Annotated in this window: 14 protein-coding genes and 1 tRNA gene; 4 read left to right on the forward strand and 11 right to left on the reverse strand. The window is 68.1% G+C overall.

The annotated features are described in order from the left end of the window. Window positions 1-316: 316 nt before the first annotated feature. The 3 genes from ABZU53_RS24400 to ABZU53_RS24410 all read left to right on the forward strand — a co-directional run bounded on the left by ABZU53_RS24400 (window position 317) and on the right by ABZU53_RS24410 (window position 2,969). A complete protein-coding gene (locus ABZU53_RS24400; RefSeq protein ID WP_355067685.1) occupies window positions 317-721 on the forward strand; it encodes a GntR family transcriptional regulator in 405 nt (134 codons plus the stop codon). A gap of 103 nt (window positions 722-824) precedes the next feature. Beyond that, window positions 825-1,922 (forward strand): DUF262 domain-containing protein, encoded by a 1,098-nt coding sequence (locus tag ABZU53_RS24405; protein ID WP_355067686.1) that lies wholly within the window; start codon window positions 825-827, stop codon window positions 1,920-1,922. A gap of 9 nt (window positions 1,923-1,931) precedes the next feature. Continuing rightward, window positions 1,932-2,969, forward strand: a complete 1,038-nt coding sequence (locus tag ABZU53_RS24410; RefSeq protein WP_355067688.1) for a hypothetical protein — start codon at window positions 1,932-1,934, stop codon at window positions 2,967-2,969. Between the two features lie 174 nt (window positions 2,970-3,143). Here the strand turns inward: ABZU53_RS24410 and ABZU53_RS24415 are convergent, their stop codons facing one another. The 3 genes from ABZU53_RS24415 to ABZU53_RS24425 form a co-directional block, all read right to left on the reverse strand. Next, complete coding sequence (locus ABZU53_RS24415; protein WP_355067690.1) at window positions 3,144-4,121, reverse strand: BsuBI/PstI family type II restriction endonuclease; 978 nt, start codon at window positions 4,119-4,121, stop codon at window positions 3,144-3,146. 91 nt (window positions 4,122-4,212) lie between these two features. Beyond that, window positions 4,213-5,952 (reverse strand): Eco57I restriction-modification methylase domain-containing protein, encoded by a 1,740-nt coding sequence (locus ABZU53_RS24420; protein WP_355067741.1) that lies wholly within the window; start codon window positions 5,950-5,952, stop codon window positions 4,213-4,215. A gap of 803 nt (window positions 5,953-6,755) precedes the next feature. Beyond that, window positions 6,756-6,839 (reverse strand) — tRNA-Tyr (locus tag ABZU53_RS24425). Between the two features lie 147 nt (window positions 6,840-6,986). On the opposite strand from ABZU53_RS24425, the gene ABZU53_RS24430 reads away from it, so the two are divergent. Continuing rightward, complete coding sequence (locus ABZU53_RS24430) at window positions 6,987-7,481, forward strand: YajQ family cyclic di-GMP-binding protein (RefSeq protein ID WP_355053333.1); 495 nt, start codon at window positions 6,987-6,989, stop codon at window positions 7,479-7,481. Between the two features lie 64 nt (window positions 7,482-7,545). Here the strand turns inward: ABZU53_RS24430 and ABZU53_RS24435 are convergent, their stop codons facing one another. The 8 genes from ABZU53_RS24435 to ABZU53_RS24470 form a co-directional block, all read right to left on the reverse strand. Next, window positions 7,546-8,070 (reverse strand): dihydrofolate reductase family protein, encoded by a 525-nt coding sequence (locus ABZU53_RS24435; protein ID WP_355067692.1) that lies wholly within the window; start codon window positions 8,068-8,070, stop codon window positions 7,546-7,548. Window positions 8,071-8,260: 190 nt separating this feature from the next. After that, window positions 8,261-9,520 carry an MFS transporter gene (locus tag ABZU53_RS24440; protein WP_355067694.1) on the reverse strand — a complete coding sequence of 420 codons (1,260 nt, stop codon included), beginning with the start codon at window positions 9,518-9,520 and terminating at the stop codon, window positions 8,261-8,263. 141 nt (window positions 9,521-9,661) lie between these two features. Beyond that, window positions 9,662-10,537 (reverse strand): zinc metalloprotease HtpX, encoded by an 876-nt coding sequence (htpX, locus tag ABZU53_RS24445; protein WP_354854345.1) that lies wholly within the window; start codon window positions 10,535-10,537, stop codon window positions 9,662-9,664. 111 nt (window positions 10,538-10,648) lie between these two features. After that, complete coding sequence (locus ABZU53_RS24450; protein WP_355067696.1) at window positions 10,649-12,127, reverse strand: proton-conducting transporter membrane subunit; 1,479 nt, start codon at window positions 12,125-12,127, stop codon at window positions 10,649-10,651. Between the two features lie 40 nt (window positions 12,128-12,167). Further along, a complete protein-coding gene (locus ABZU53_RS24455) occupies window positions 12,168-13,676 on the reverse strand; it encodes an NADH-quinone oxidoreductase subunit M (RefSeq protein ID WP_355067698.1) in 1,509 nt (502 codons plus the stop codon). A 55-nt stretch (window positions 13,677-13,731) separates the two neighbouring features. Next, on the reverse strand, window positions 13,732-15,666 hold the full coding sequence (locus ABZU53_RS24460) for an NADH-quinone oxidoreductase subunit L (RefSeq protein WP_355067700.1): 1,935 nt from the start codon (window positions 15,664-15,666) through the stop codon (window positions 13,732-13,734). Then, window positions 15,663-16,016, reverse strand: coding sequence for an NADH-quinone oxidoreductase subunit NuoK (nuoK, locus tag ABZU53_RS24465; RefSeq protein WP_355067702.1), 354 nt, complete (start codon window positions 16,014-16,016; stop codon window positions 15,663-15,665). The genes ABZU53_RS24460 and nuoK overlap by 4 nt, the downstream gene beginning before the upstream one ends. Then, a complete protein-coding gene (locus tag ABZU53_RS24470; RefSeq protein WP_354854354.1) occupies window positions 16,013-16,561 on the reverse strand; it encodes an NADH-quinone oxidoreductase subunit J in 549 nt (182 codons plus the stop codon). Before ABZU53_RS24470 ends, nuoK begins: the two co-directional genes overlap by 4 nt. Window positions 16,562-16,577: the final 16 nt, after the last annotated feature.

Below are 16,577 nucleotides of genomic sequence, written 5' to 3' on the forward strand. Positions count from 1 at the left end.
ACAGGTAGACGGGGACCGGTGGCCAGCCACGGGGGAATGCGGCCGGCCACCGGCCCGGATGAAGGCACGGCGCACCCTCCGACGCCGGACGGGTCGGGTATCGCCGAGCCAACTTGTACGCGCGACTTACCGCAACCGGTCCGACAGGACGCCGCGCATCAGGTGCGACCAAGGCTGGCGCGTGACCACCCCTGACACGAGTCGTCAGCCCAGCCGCACGTCAGGAAACGTATCTACAAGTGGACGAGTTGTCTAGTCGTCGAAACGGGTCACTCGGTTGACACTTGGTAAGACAAGTGCCAGGTACGGTGAGCAGGTGCCCACCCCGCACTACGGACTACCCCGCTACCGCGTCATCGCCGAGGAGCTACGCGGGCGCATCCGAAGTAGAGCTATCGACCAACTTATGCCTACAGAGACAGTACTAATGCAGGAGTTCAGCGCGAGCAGAGGGACCGTTAGGCAGGCATTGGCAGTGCTTCGCGAAGAGGGATTAATAGCAACCGCTCCCGGCCGCGGAAGCTACGTGCGTGAGGCGCACAACGAGTCCCACGTTCGAAAACGTGAGGATGAAGTCTTCGCACCTTCCGACTTAGCCGAGCTTTTCGGGCTACCGCAGGGTGCGCGCTTGCGCGTGAACGAAACCATCGTTCTAAGGGCTGGGGCGGCCCATACCGTTACCCGGGTCTATCGGAGGCTTAGCGACCAGGGACCTTGCTGAACGCTCCCGCCTTGACGCTCGACATGGTTTGCGCCGTAGCGAGGATCGATGAGGCGGGTTAGAATAGCCGCCTCCCCCATGAGGACCGAGGTGAAACAAGGCTATGGCAGGCGAGCCCTTGCGTCGCGTCGAACGTGTCGTTACCAACTACGACTTAACCTGGTTGTTGGATCTACACAAAAACGAGCAGCTCAACCTTGATCCGTCGTATCAGCGAAAGAGTGTGTGGACACCTAAAGACCGCCGATTCTTTATGGATACGGTCTTTCGGAACTACCCCTCGCCGGCACTGTTCCTGCATAAGACTATTGACGACGAGACCGGCCGTACGACTTACCATGTCGTGGACGGTAAGCAGAGAATCAGCACCATTCTACTATTCGTTCAAGATAAGTTCGGCCTGTCGGAGGATTTCGGTGACGAGCGCTTAAATGGGAAGAGATGGCGAGATCTGAAGGATCCAGCGATCAGGCGCCTCTTATGGAACTACCGGGTCACTGTCGAAGAGTTGGACGAAGCCAGCATCTTAGACATCAACGATGTCTTCTCTCGGCTGAATAAGAATGCTAGCAAACTGACGCCCCAAGAACTCCGTCATGCTCGGTTTGACGGCTGGCTTATAAACTTCCTCGAAGTAGAGGTGTCGACTCCCTTCTGGACGAGGGCGAAGGTCCGAACTCGGGCCAAGGAAAGGCGCATGTCAGACGTTCAGAACCTTTCCGAGCTGGCCGCCGTGACTATCCGCGGGGACATCGGCGGGTTCAGCCAGGATGACTTGGATCAACTCTACGCCCAGTACGATGCGCCCGAAAACGAGGAAACGGAGTTCGACACGGAACGTTTCGAAGGTGAGTTTGCAAGAGTTCGAGACCTGCTAGAGGCTCTCGAGAATCACTCGGCCATCATCTCAACCTCAGCTCAACCCTTCTACAATCTCTACACCCTTTGGGCGGCACTGCATCGAAATCCGATCACGATGGAGCAGGTGCCAGACTTCGCACACCGATATCGCGATTTTATGGCATCGGTGCGAGCGTCTGAGGTGGAAGAGGCCTTACCTGACTCTTCACTCCTCGACGAGTCACCAGCGGACAACCATGTAGCGCGGTACAAGTCAGGAACCATCGGAGCTACGACTGAGGCACCAAAGCGTAGGGATCGCCAGACAGCCCTCGAAGCTGCCCTTTTTCCCCGAGTCTGAGCGCCTCCGATGAAGATCGATCAACACATCAGAGATGCCTATCGTAGACAGCGCGTGGTAGCCAGCCGCTTGAAAAACGAGGTCGACAAAGACATCGGCAGCCGCAAACAACCGACTTGGCATTACGAAAGCCGCATTAAGACCGAGCAGAGCTTCGCACTTAAGGTCGAGTGCGGTCGGCCTGGAAACCCCAACGCCCTAGAGGATTTCTTTGGGTGCGTCGTCGTAGTGCCGAATTACCTTACGATCGCCGATGCAGTAGAGATGATTCATTCTCTATATGGGAGCCCTCTGTACACTCGCCCTGCATCCCGTGATTCAACGACGAAAGGTCCGTCTGAATTCCGCTATGACGATCTACGCCTGTATTTGGAGTATCGAGATCAAGGATACGGGCCTCCAACCGGCATTGCGGGCACGTTATTCGAGGTTCAGGTAAGAACCTTCCTTCAGCATGCATGGACCATTGCAACGCACGACGTAATCTACAAGTCCGATGACGTGAGTTGGCGGCGGGAAAGAGTCGCCTACCAGGCGAAGGCCGCCTTAGAGCAAGCTGAGGTAACCATCGCTAGTATGGCGGATCTGGAGCGGAGCCCAGCACTCCCAGGCGATCACAAGGACTTCCGGAATACGAACGCAGTGATCTCCCTCCTGAAAGAGCATTGGAGTCCCGAGCAGCTACCTACCGATGTTCGCCGGCTTGCAACCGGCATACTTGAGCTACTTAAGAAGCTCAATCTCGGCAGCGAGGAGGCGTTCCGCGCACTTCTCGAGGCGGGGAGAGAAACATACGGCGGGCTACATAACCTCGACTGGTCGCCCTACCGCGCCGTGGTTCAGTACCTGGCCGAGCAACATAAGACCGATTTTAGAAGATACGTCTCTAAGCGCGGCAGAGATCCGATCTTCCTCTATGGCCCAGTACTGGAGGTGCTAGGGCTAGATGTCGAAGGGGCAGCGCGGGCCCTCGTTCTTCCCACTCAAACGACTCCTACCTCCGCAGCCGACTCAGGGCAGCCTGCTCACGCAGAGATCCCCGACTGACTCCTGATACGGCCCAGAGAAACGCACGCTATAACGCCGCAGGCGAATAGGCCTACTTGGCTGCGCGCCACGCATTCCCACCGCCTCGCCACCCGGATTGCCTGCCCCCTGAAGTAGGGCCTTCCAGAACAACTAGGACTGCGGTCATCGTGAGGGCCGTCCTCAACGGCTCGCTCACTCGTAGTCGGAGCTGATCTCGTACCAGGCAAGCTCTCGCGTCGGTTCATCTAGATACCAGGCGAAGGTCCCCGCGGCGAGGTCCTTGAGACGTTTCCGCGCGACGTCATCGTTACGTGAAACAAACGCCGACAGGAACCGACAATCCGCAACAGGTATCCGCTGCTGCGCTGCCCATGCCAGTAGCGCAGCTTTACGATCCCCCGTCACTGGGCCGTCCGATGCAACCGCCTCAACGATCCAGAATGTTGGAGGTTCGCAGCCGATATCGACTATCACCGCATCTGGCAACAAGGTTCTTTGATCGATCGTTAGGCCAAGGCCGGCAAGCATTGCAGCATCAGCCAGGAGGATCTTCGTGCCCGGTTCGGAGATGGTAAGAACCACCGGATCGGAGAGACGAGCAGGCATCCAGCTTTCCACAACGCCTTGCAAGATCAATGAAGACTCTCCCGGCGCGAGTTCTCGCGTCTTCCCGTCAGGCAGGTGGACGACAACAACATGGTCGCGCCGCTCACGAACCTGCGCTGTGAGGATGCGGAGTCGGGCGCCGGGCCCCATATGAGCCTCCCGCCACTCCTCGATTGCGTTGACTAGGTCGTCGCCCTCTAAATCGGGCGAGAAGAGATCCGCGAAGGATGACGTGAGGGCCCACCGGCCGGTGCTTGCCGTCGTGGCGACGCTTGGGTTAGCGCGAATCGCGCCGTGATCCATCCAGTAAGGGAAGGTCTCGTCACGGAGTGTCTCGCGAGAGTTGTCGGCATACCAAGGCTGCGGATCCACTCCCCATAAACCCAACACTCCAAGAACCGCTTTCCTGCCACGTTTGGCCGCAGTTCGCCAGGCCTCACGCTGGTCATCTTCCTGACGCAGGTATGCCCCGTCATTCATCCACAGGCAGGTTGTCGGGCGAGCAAGATACATACCTTGCTCGAAGGGCGCACCGTCTTCGATGACCGCATCAACGTAGATCATCGAAGCGACTGCAGTAGCCGCTAGCGGATTCGCAAGAACAGAATCGAACGCCGCTCTTGGGAAGATCATTTGTAAGCGTGCCTGGCACTCGCTACGGGCCAGAAGGGGCCTGAAGGTCACCGCTAATCACCGGCCGGTACGCTGCTGCAACAAGTCGCTCCAGTTCAACATCGGTAGCTTCCTCCCATTGGTGGAGCTGTGGACGACCGGGAAGCGGCAATGACTCCAACTCGTAGGCGCTCACCGCAACCGACCCGGAGAGGCACCGCATCACACGATCGAGTGTCGGGGTGGAGAGAACCCGGGCCAAGGTCCGCCTACTTATCAATGGGTCATCGACATTGGGCCGGAGCACATTAACGTGATTCTCAACGACCACGCAACCACCGTAACGATCCAGATCCTCTCGACCCAGGCTGACCAGAACCAACCGCCGAGCCTGCTCTGGGGCCGTGGTTCGTTGTACCAGAATCGCTGGTTGCTTCAGGAGCAGGACTGCTTCATCCGTCGGCTCCGTTAGCGACAAGTAGCGAAGGGAATCACGGACCCCGTCTTGATGAAGCTTGCCTCCATCGATATCCGCTGCCCATATGACGTGCGCTCGACCACTTCCGGGCACTGGTCCAAGGCTATGCTTCCGACGATTCCAGACAAGCGGGCCCGTTGAAGCCTTCCAACCTGCGGCCCCCAAACTTAAGGGCATGTCGATAGCTGCCGCCGCAACAGGCGCATCGTCCGACCTTCGAGGAAGCAACCAAGGCCCTTCCCCCCGCGGAGCCTTTACCCTCGCTACCGGGCTTACGCGCCCATTGATGCTGAACAGCGCGGTATGGCGTGGCTTTCGACGCGTGAAGACGGCTAAACAGGTCTCTTGGAGGACCCCCGCGAAAACGTCCCCACGCTCTACGACGAATGCCGCCTCTCGAAGTGGTGCTTTACTGGAGAACGCGGCGCGGAGGTTGCGAAAGTACAGGCCTGACGTGAATGACGTTGGCACTAGCGCCGCAAGGACCCCCACATCATCCAGCGCATCAAGTGCTGCCGCCATGAACAGACCGTAGAGATTTGCGTGTCCGTACAAGACGTGCGCGAACCTTGCCCGGTCCTCTGGCGTGAGTTTCACTCTGCCGTAGGGCGGGTTCATGATGAGTGCACGTACCGGCTGCCCAGACAGGCTTAGCCCGTCACCGACGCGGGCAAGGCTCGGAAGCGGTCGGCGGCGACGGGGCGGTATCGCAGCGAGCAGCGGAAGCATCTCGGCAGCTAACACGACGTTGGCCAACCACACGGCTGCGGGATCGGTATCGATGCCCTCAATGACGTTGGGGACTCCCGCCATTGCGATCTGAGGGTCTGAGCGATTCAGAGCTGCAAGGTGCTCTCTCAGCGGCGGCAAGAGCAAGGCACCAGCGCCGCATGCGGGATCGCGAACTAACCCTGGAAGAGGTCGTGCTGGCACCCGGTGCCCTAGGGCACGTCGAGTCATATCCCAGAGGTTCGTCGCTAGGGCTGGCGGGGTGTAGTGGCGGCCATGTCGGGCGCGAACCCCCGATGAGAGCGCAGCAACGTACGCGCTACCAAGCCCCTCAGGCGAGAGTGACGGCGTCACACAGGCATCAGGCTCAACTAACTGGAGTGAGGGCGGGGAGGGCAAGTCGAGTGCGTAATCGATTGACTGCCACGGCTCGTGCAAACCGACGGCCGCGACCCGAGTTCTCCACCAGCCGGGCACCGCAGCCAGGACTTGCAGTGCTGCAAGTGGCAGGTCAGCGGCCGGATCGGGCCCCCCAACCTCATCCCGGGATCCGCGAGGGCCAAGGTCTCTGGCCATCAGCCCGAGCGTCACGGCCCTCCTCCCACAAGCACTGGCGCGAGCCTACCCGCCGGAGGCACGCAGGGAAAGATCACATACTGCATCATCCCCGCGCCGAGCGTTGCACAGGGGGCGTCATTCAGCCCGCAAACACGCACAGGCACCGAGCAGCAGAGGCCCGTTCAGCCTGGTGGCGAGGGGATGGCAATGGTCCTCGCCCAGGTTGTCGTCCGACACAGCAACATTCAGCGGGGAGGGCATGAACGGCCCAAGCCCCGGTAGCGGAATGTGATCCGACAGCCGAACTACTGCCGATTTGCTCTGTTCTGGATCAAGGCGCCGCGCTCCGCGCGGCGCGGGCGGTGAGCCGGCCGGCGGCAAGCCGCCCCGGCCGCCTCCGGCGCCGGGGCGGAGAGCCACCGACGGCCGCCGGACCGCCGCCCCCCGAACTCCACTGATCCAGGCGCAGCACGACCACGGCTAGGCGGGCACGGAAGCCGGCTGGTCGACCTGATCGAGGGCCAGGGCTTCCGACTGCCGCGCCAGTCCAACCCCGGGACTGGCTTGCCCCTGGCCTACCTCCGCAGCCAGGTAGGCCCACGGCAGCCTCAACCGGTCGCTCCAGGCGCGGTGCGCACCGGGCCGGAACTCCCCGGAGCACGAGCGTTCGCAGCCCCCAGAGGAGCCCTGAGAGGCAAGATCGACCTGCCCACCATCTGCCCACAACTAGTCGTCAACGGCTGGACTCAGCCGGACTTGGCTAGATCAACGACAAAGACCCCTGATCAGCATCTCTGCTGGTCAGGGGCCGTGTCTGCACCTGGTGGCGGGTAGAGGATTCGAACCTCTGTAGCTTTCGCGACGGATTTACAGTCCGCTCCCATTGGCCGCTCGGGCAACCCGCCAGGGCACCCCACCGCGTCGTAACGCGGCGGCGGAAGCAAGGATAGCGGCTCGCCCCGGGACCGACGCAACCGGGTACGGTCAGAGGGTCGTGCCGCTGGTCGGCGGCCGACGGCACGCCCAGACCGCCGGACAGCAGGAGCAGAAGCATGCCAGCGAACCCGTCATTCGACATCGTGAGCAAGGTCGACCGCCAGGAGGTCGACAACGCCCTTCGCCAGGCGGAGAAGGAGCTCGCGACGCGGTTCGACTTCCGCGGCACGGGCGCGGAGATCTCCTGGTCGGGCGAGGAGGCGATCGGCCTCCAGGCGGAGACCGAGGAGCGCGTCCGGGCCGCGCTGGACGTGTTCAAGGAGAAGCTGGTCAAGCGGAACATCTCGCTGAAGTCGCTGGACGCCGGTGAGGCACGCCCGTCCGGCAAGGTGTTCAAGATCGACTGCAAGGTGATCCAGGGCATCGAGACGGACAAGGCCAAGGCGATCAGCAAGAAGATCCGCGACGAGGGCCCCAAGGGCGTTCAGGCGCAGATCCAGGGCGACCAGTTGCGCGTCACCGGCAAGAAGCGGGACGACCTGCAGGCGGTCATCTCGCTGCTCAAGGGCGAGGACTTCGGCGTCGCCCTCCAGTTCACCAACTACCGCTAGCGGCACGAGCAGCCGGGCCGGCACCCGCAGGCGTGGAGTGCCGGCGCCACGGTTGCCGAGCGGTTCACCCCACGCTGTACCAGTGCGTGGTCTCGCCCGGGATGGGCGTCAGCCGCACCCGTGCGCCGCCCGGGTCGTCGAACATGCGCACCCCGTCTCCGAGCAGCACCGGAGCGAAGAAGATCAGGATCTCGTCGAGCAGGCCAGCCCGGACGCACTGCCGGGCGATGTCGGCGCCGAGGACGTTCACGTATGTGTCGCCGGCCGCCGCCTTGGCCTGCTCGACAGCGCTGTGCAGGTCGCCGACGAACGTGATGCCGTCCGGGGGCTCGGCCGGCGGCTGGTGGGTCAGCACGAACACCGGTCCGTGGTACCGGCCGCCGAACGCGCCTTCCTTCTCGGTCCCTCGGTTGGGGTCGTCGCCGCCGAAGGTGCGGTTGCCGGCCAGGATCGCGCCGACGTTGGCCAGGACGCGGTCCGCGGTCGGGTTGTCGATCGTGAGGTGTTCGGTCAGCCAGGACATATCCCCGTCGGGGCCTGCGATGTAGCCGTCGAGCGACGCGGTCGCGGAGTAGAGCAGCTTGGCCATGGTTCCCCCCTCGTCGATGCCCATTCTGATGGACGCCGCACGGCGGCAGAAGCCATCGGGGGCACGTCCACTGAGGTCGACTCGGGTTTCTGGATGTCGGGGCGTCCTCGTCAACGGGACACCGCGACTTGCAGGAACCCGAGTCGATCAAGGCGCGGGGCCTGGCCGGACCGAGCCGGCCGGTGAGGGATCAGACGGGGACGGGCTCTTCGGCGCGTACCGCCGAGGCTTCTGCCCGGGCGATGGGCCCGGCGGGCAGCGCGGCGACCGCGGCCCCGACGGCCACCGCCACCCCGGCGAAGACGAAGGCCCACGGCACGCCCCCGGCGTGATCCACGATCAGGCCGGCCACCGAGCCGCCGGCGGCGCTCGCCGCCACGGCCACCGTGACCACCCAGGTGTACGCCTCGTTCAGCATGCCGGCCGGGGCGATCCGGCCGACCAGGGTGTTCTCCAGGGTCAGCGCCGGCGCGATGGTGGCCCCACCGACGATCAGCGCCACGCCCAGCGCCAGTGGCGTGGGCATCACCGCGAACACCACGAAGGTGCCGGCCAGCGCGGCGAGCAGCAGGGCGAACTGGCGGGTCATGTTCGGCGCGGGCCGACGGACGCCGAACCAGAAGCCGCCGATCGCGCTGCCGACTCCCCAGACCGCCAGCAACAGCCCGGCCAGGCTCTCCGGATCGTCGGTGGTGGCGTTGCCGGCGTACGCCGGAACGATCACACCGGCGGCGCCGAAGGCGATGCCCAGCCCGGCCACGCAGACCAGCAGGGCCGGGAAGCCGCCGACCCGCAGCGGGCCGAGCCCACGGGCGTGGTGTTCGCGCGGGTGCGGACGCCATCCGCGCATCACGCGACCGAGGGCGACGGCGGTGGTGCCCACCAGGGTGACGACCGCTGCCCCGATGAGCGCGGCGGCCGCGTCGGCGACCAGCACGAAGCCGGCCACGAGCAGCGGGCCGAGCACGAACACGATCTCGAACAGTGAGGTCTCCGCGGCCAGGGCGGTGTTGCGCAGGGTGTACCGGCCGGAGGCGGGGCTGGTCAGCTCGTTCCAGGCGCCGCGGATGGCGGCGGTGAGCGGCGGGTACGTCGCACCGGCGACGCCGGCCGTCAGGTAGATGGCGGCGAGGGCGTCGTCGCCCGAACGGCTGGCCAGCAGCAGTCCGATGAGCGCCAGCGGGTGGGCCACGGCGGTGACGAGCAGCACCGGGCTCGGGCCGACCCGGTCGGCGATCCGCCCGGCCACCGGGCTGAGCGCGGCGCCGGCGACGGCGTAGATGCCGCCGGCAACGGCGGCCAGCGCGTACCGGCCGGTCACCTGCTCGACCACCAGCAGTAGCGCCAGCGGCGTCATGCCGATTCCGAGTCGCCCGATGATGCCGGTGACCAGCAGGATCGGCGCACCGGGGATCCGCCAGACACCCAGGTACTGACGCAGCGCGGCCACCGTGAACCTCCGAGCATGTAATGAGCGTGAGCGGTTATGACCCTAACGCCGCCGGTCGGGCGGGCAGTACCGGATATCGGCCCCGACACAGCACTCCGCCCGCACCCGAGGCGAGCGGGTGCGGGCGGAGTGCAGAAAAGATCAGCGCTGGAACTGCACGGGCCCGGAGTTGGCGGCCATCCGCTCCAGCCGGGCGACCCGGTCCTCCATCTTGGGGTGGGTGGAGAAGAGCGCGGCCACCGCGCCACCGGAGAACGGGTTGGCGATCATCAGGTGGGCGGTGCTGGTGAGCGTGCCCTGGGCGGGCAGCGGGCGTTGCCGGGCCACGGCGTCGATCTTGCGCAGGGCGCTGGCCAGGGCCAGCGGGTCCCGGCTCAGCTCGGCGCCCGACTGGTCGGCCTGGAACTCACGGCTGCGGCTGATCGCCAACTGGATCACCGTGGCCGCGATCGGGCCGAGGATCAGGGTCAGCAGCAGGACTGCCGGGTTGGGCGAATCCTCGTCGTCCCCACCGCCCAGCGGGATGAACCAGGCGATGTTGGCCAGGAAGGTGATGATGCCGGCCAGACCGGCCGCCACGCTGGAGATCAGGATGTCCCGGTTGTAGACGTGGGACAGCTCGTGCCCGATCACACCCCGCAGCTCCCGGTAATCCAGGATCTCGGTGATGCCCTGGGTCACGCAGACCGCCGCGTGCTGCGGGTTACGCCCGGTGGCGAACGCGTTGGGCTGAGCGGTCGGGCTGACGTACAGGCGCGGCATGGGCTGCCGGGCTTCGGTCGCGAGTTCGCGCACCATCCGGTACAGCTCGGGGAACTGCGCCTCGCTGACCGGTTGCGCCCGCATCGAGCGCAGCGCGAGCTTGTCGGAGTAGAAGTAGGAAATGCCGTTCATGACCAGTGAGATGAGGACGGCGATGACCAGGCCGCCACTGCCGCCGAACCAGTAGCCCACCGCGAGGATCAGGGCGGTGAGCAGACCGAGCAGCGCGGCGGTCTTCAGACGGTTGTGGTGCACGATCTCTCCTTCGGTGCACGGATCGCCGGGATCCGCTGACCGGTTCAACAACCCGGTACCCGTCAACCATCCGTCTCAACGCTGAGAACTCACTGAGATTGGAGTCGCAGGTCAGCGGGCGGCCAGATCCAGCACCAGCTGCGGGGCGAAGCCCAGCACCACGGCGGCCACCGTGGCCACCGCCAGCACCGCCGCCACCACACCCCCCAGCGGTACGGCCGGCGCCGCGGCACCCGATGTCGCCGTCGGCGCCCACAGCGCGGCCGTGACCCGCAGGTAGTACGCCAATCCGATCACCGCGTTCAGCGCCACCACCAACGCCAGCCAGGCCGCGCCGCCGTCCAGCAGCGACCGGACCACCGTCACCTTCGCGAACAGCCCGGCCAGGCCCGGCGGCAGCCCGGCCAGACCCACAAGCGCGAGACCGAGCGCCGCGCCCCGCCACGGGTGCCGGCGGGCCGCCCCGCGCAGGTCGTCAAGCGTGCCGCCGTCCGCACCCACCGGGCGCAGCGCGGTCACCCCGGCGAACGCAGCTAGCTCCAACACCACGAAGAAGACGGCGTACGCCACCGCGGCGGCGTACGCGGCGGACCGCGCCTCGCCCGTGCGGCCGGCGGCCAGCGCCAACGCACCCAGCGGGGCCAGGATGTAGCCGGCCTGCGCCACCGAGGACCAGGCGAGCAGCCGGACGGTACGCCGCTGGCGCAGCGCCACCAGGTTGCCGACGGTCATCGTGAGCACCGCCAGCAGGGCGAGCACCGGGCCGGTCTGGTCCGCCGGCAGCGCCCGCTGCACCACGGCCAGCAACGCGACGAGGCCACCCAGCTTCGACGCCGTCGACAGGTAGGCGGCCACCGGCAGCGGAGCGCCGTCGTAGGTGGCCGGCGCCCAGGCGTGGAACGGCACCGCCGCCACCTTGAAGGCCAGCCCGAGCAGCAGCAGCGCCACGGCGGCGGTGGTCAGCGGCAGGTCGCGCAGCTCCGACCGCTCGGCCAGCAGGGCACCGAGCCGGTCCAGGTGCAGCGACCCGGTCACCGCGTACAGCAGCGCGGCGCCGAGCAGGGTGATCGTGGTGGCCACCACGCTCACGACGAAGAACGTCACCGCCGCCTCGGCGCTGGCCAGGCTGCCCCGGCGCAGGCCGACCAGCACGTACAGCGGCAGGGTCAGCGTCTCCAGGGCCACGATCAGGGTGATCAGGTCGCCGGCCGCGCCGAGCACCACACCGCCGGTCATCGAGCAGGCGAGCAGGAAGGCGTACTCCCCCACCGGTGACCGCCCGGCCCGCAGCGCCGGCACCGACAGCCCGAGCACAGCCAGGGTGAGCAGCGCCACCACCGCGGCGACCAGGGCCGCCCGCCCGCCGAAGACCCAGGAGCAGTCGGCGCCGACGCAGAACGTCCGCCGCTCGCCGCCCGCACCGACCACGGCGGCGCCGACGGCGGTGCCGAGCGCGCCGAGCGCGGCCACCGCGACCGTGGCCCGAGGCCGCGCCAGGACAAGATCGATGATCAGCACGAGTACGGCGGTGCCGGCCGCCAGGTACGCCGGCAGCAACGCCACGCTGTCCACGCTCTGCACGGCGCTCATCCGGGCCTGCCTTCGTTCGCGTCCACCCGCTGCGCCGCGCTCATCGGGAGACCACCCCGATCAGGGCGTCGACGGGCGCCTCGGCGACGCCGAGGACCAGCGCCGGGACCAGGCCGATGGCCAGCGCGAGCAGCACCAGCGGCGCCCACGCGGTCAGCTCCGCGCCGGCCAGACCGGAGCCGACCCGGCCCACCGCGGGGCTCGGCCGGCCGTGGGTGACCTGGCGCAACAACCGCAGGAAGTACGCGGCCGTGAGCGCGCCACCGACCGCCGCCAGCACCCCGAGGGTGATCCACAGCGGGCCGCCCACCTGGATCGCCGCGACCACCGCGAACGCCTCCCCCCAGAAGCCGGCCAGCCCGGGCAGGCCGAGCGACGCGATCGCCGCGAACGCCAGCAGACCCGCCAGCCGGGGCGCGGTCTCCCGCAGCCCGGACAACTCGGCGAGCGCACCCGTGCCGGTACGGTCCTTCACGGCGCCCGCGAGGAAGAACAGCAGGCCGGTGATCACGCCGTGCGCGACGTTGCCGATCAGGGCCGCCTGGATGCCGGTGGCGGTCAGCGTGGCGACGCCCAGGAGGACGAAGCCCATGTGCCCCACGCTGGAGTACGCGATGAGCCGCTTCACCTCAGCCTGGGCCAGGCAGACCAGCGAACCGACCAGGATCGCGGCGACCGCCAGCACGCCGAGCACCGGCGCGGCCCAGCGGGCGCCCTCGGGCGCCACCCCGACCGCCACTCGGATCAGCCCGTACGTGCCCATCTTGAGCAGCACGCCCGCCAGCACGACGCTGCCCACCGTCGGGGCCTGCGTGTGCGCGTCGGGCAGCCAGGAGTGCAGCGGCCAGAGTGGACTCTTCACCGCGAACGCGAGCGCGAGCAACGTGAACGCGGCCAACTGGGTGCCCCGGGACAGCCCGCCCCCACCGGTCAACGCGACCACGTCGGCGGTGCCCGCCGCGGCGACCACGACGTACACGCCGACCAGCAGCAGCACCGACCCGAAGAGGGTGTAGAGCGCGAACTTGCGGGCCGCCCGCCGCCGGTCCGCGCCACCCCAGCCGGCGATGATCGCGTACATCGGCAGCAGGACGACCTCGAAGAAAAGGAAGAACAGCACCAGGTCCAGGGCGAGGAACGTGCCGAGGATGCCCACCTCGACCACCAGCAGCAGGGCCACCAACGCCCGGCCGCTGCCGCCGTCCGGCACCCGCCACACCGTGTACGCGCAGCAGAGCAGGGTGAGCAGCGCGGTCAGCACCACCAGCGGCCAGGAGATGCCGTCGACGCCGAGGTGGAAGCGCAGATCCAGGCCGGGCACCCAGGGCAGGTCCACCTGGTGCCAGGGGCGCACCGCAGGCGTACCGGCCGACCAGGCGAACCACCCCCGCCCACCGAACACCAGCGGTACGGCGGCCAGCAGGGTCAGCGCCGCCGCGACCGTCCCGACGATCCGTGCGGCCCGGTCCCGTGGAGTCGCCGCCACCGCGACCGCGCCCACTGCCGGCACCACCAGCACGGCGACAAGCAGAACCTGCCCAAGCGTCATCGGATCGCCTCTGTTCGCGACTGCGGGGCTCGCAAACCCGGCTCACTCCTCGCGCTCACCGGATCGCTCCCAGCATGGCGGCGGCCAGGCCGATCAGCAGGGCGCCGGCCAGCACACCAGCGGCGGCCCGGGGCAGCGCCGCCCGGTGCAGCGCGGCGAGCCCGGCGCCCAGGCCGGAGGCAGCCCGGCCGCTGCCCTCGACGGCCCCGTCGACCACCACCTCGTCGCCGCTGCGCGCGAGGCGGGCCAGCGCCCGGACGGGGCGTACGACAAGGGCGTGCTGGACGTCGTCGAGCCGGAACGCGCGGGCGAAGACCGGCCGCAGCGGACCCAGCGCGGTCGCCGGGTCGGCGGCCCGGTCCCGCTGCCAGCGCACCCACACCAACCCCGCGCCGACCGCCAGCAGAGCCAGCGGCAGCAGCAGCGCCGGCCCGACGTGGACCAGGCCGTCCTCCGCACCGGCGACCGGCACGGTGGCGAACCGCAGCCGGTCGGCGAACGCGCCCACGAACCCGGCCAGGCCGAGCAGCGCGGCCGGCACGGCCAACAGCAGTACCGGCCACCGCAGCACCGCCGGAGGATCGTGCGGCGCGACCAGCGGCAGCCGGGGCTCGCCGAAGAAGGCCCGCAGCAGCAGCCGGCCCGCGTACCAGGCGGTGATCGCCACACCGAGCAACCCGGCCAGCCAGACCAGCCAACCCACCCACGACGGCGCCGGCCCGGTGCCCTCCAGCGCGGCCGACTCGGCGACCGTCAACACGCCGTCCTTGCTCCAGAAGCCGGCCAGCGGCGGCACACCGGCGAGGGCCCCGAGGCCGATCACGGTGCACCAGAACGTCACCGGCATGCTGCGGCGCAGACCACCCATCTCCGACATCAGCGTGGTGCCCACGGCGTGGATCACCGCGCCGGCGGCGAGGAACAGCAGCGCCTTGAACGCGGCGTGGGTGAGCAGGTGGAACAGCGCCGCCGACGGTGAGCCGACGGCCAGCGCGCCGGTCATGTAGCCGAGCTGGGACACGGTCGACCAGGCCAGCACCCGCTTGATGTCGTCCTGGGCGGTGGCGGCGAGCGCCCCGAGCAGCAGGGTGATCGCGCCGAGCACCCCGAGCACGGTCAACGTGACCGGAGCGGCCGTGAACAGCGGGTAGAGGCGGGTCACCGCGTACACCCCGGCGGCCACCATCGTCGCGGCGTGGATCAGCGCGGAGATCGGCGTCGGGCCGGCCATCGCGTCCGGCAGCCAGGTGTGCAGCGGGAACTGCGCGCTCTTGCCGGCCACCCCGGCCAGCAGCAACAGGCCGGCGGCGGTCAGCGTCACGCCGGAGTGGTCGTGCGCGAGCACGTCGGCGATCCGGAAGCTGCCCGTCGACACGCCGAGCAGCACGATGCCGAGCAGGAAGCCGACATCACCGACCCGGGTCACCAGGAACGCCTTCATCGCGGCGGCCGGTGCGCCCGCGAGCCGGCGGTCGTGGGCGATGAGCAGGTACGAGCAGAGGCCCATCACCTCCCAGCCGACCAGCAGCATGATCAGATCGCCGGAGACCACCACCAGCAGCATCGCACCGGTGAAGAGGCTGATCTGGGCGGCGTACGGCGGGTAGCGGTGGTCGACGTCGACGTCGTCGTGGGGGCCGCGCCGCAGATAGCCGATCGAGTAGACCTGCACGGCCAGGGCCACCGCGGTGACCGCGACGGCGACCAGCGCGGCGGCGCCGTCCAGGCGTACGCCGAGGGTCACCCTCAGCCCGCCGATGTCGACCCAGGTCGTCGACGTCTGGGTCGGACCGTCGACCGCCACCAGCAGGGCGACGGCCAACGCCAGCGCGCCGACCGCGCCGGCCACGCCGATCGTCACGGCGGCCGTCCGGGCCCGGTCACCCCCGGCCGCTCCGCCCGGGTGACGCGGGGCCGGCGGCAGCAGCAGACCGAGCAGGCCGGCGACCAGCGGTACGGCGGGCAGCACCGCCCCGAGCAGCCCGGTCACCGACCCGCCTCCGCGTTCTGGCCGACGGCCCGCGCGGGCACCGGCGGCTCGGTCAACGCCACGTCATCAACCGCCACGGTGGCCCGCAGGCGATAGAGCTGAAGGACGATCGCCAGCCCCACCCCGATCTCCGCGGCGGCGAGCACGATGACGAACAGCGCGAAGACCTGACCGGAGTGCGGCAGCGCCGCGCGGACGGTGGTGTCCGCTGTGACGAGGACGAGGTTCACCGCGTTGAGCATCAACTCGACCGCCATCAGCACCAGCACGGCGTTGCGTCGGCGCAGCACGCCGTACACGCCGAGGCCGAACAGCAACGCGGCGGTGACGTACGGGATGACGGGCCTCACCGGCGCCCCCCGGAGGCCATGCTCCTCGCCGGCGCCTCGGCGTCGTCGCGCCGGCCGATGTCGGGCCGGGACAGCACCACCGCGCCCACCAGGGCGGACAGCAGCAGGACGGAGAGCACCTCGAACGGCAGCACCCAGGAGGTGAAGATCTGCTCGCCCAGCCGCTCGGCCGTGCCCGCGCCGGGCATCGTGACGGTGCTCCAGCGGTACGCGTCGACCAGCAGGACGCTCAGCCCCAGGCCGGCGCCGCCGCCGATCAGCGCGGCGGGCCAGCCGGGCCGGTCCAGATCGTCGGAGGCCCCGATCGGGGCCCGCGTCAGCATCACCGCGAACAACAGCAGCACCACCACCGCGCCCACATAGATCAGCACCTGCACCCAGGCGACCAGCTCGGCGCCGAGCACCAGATAGTCGCCGGCCAACGCGCCCAGGCAGACCACCAGGTAGAGCCCGGCCCGGACCAGGTGCTTCGTGGTCACCACCAGCACGCCGGCGCCCACCGCGACCGCGCCCAGGGCGAGCAGCAGCAGATCCGCGCCGGTCACCGGGCCGCCCTTCCGC

It is taken from the genome of Micromonospora sp. NPDC005194 (genome assembly GCF_040608335.1).
In the GTDB taxonomy this organism is placed as follows: Bacteria; Actinomycetota; Actinomycetes; order Mycobacteriales; family Micromonosporaceae; genus Micromonospora.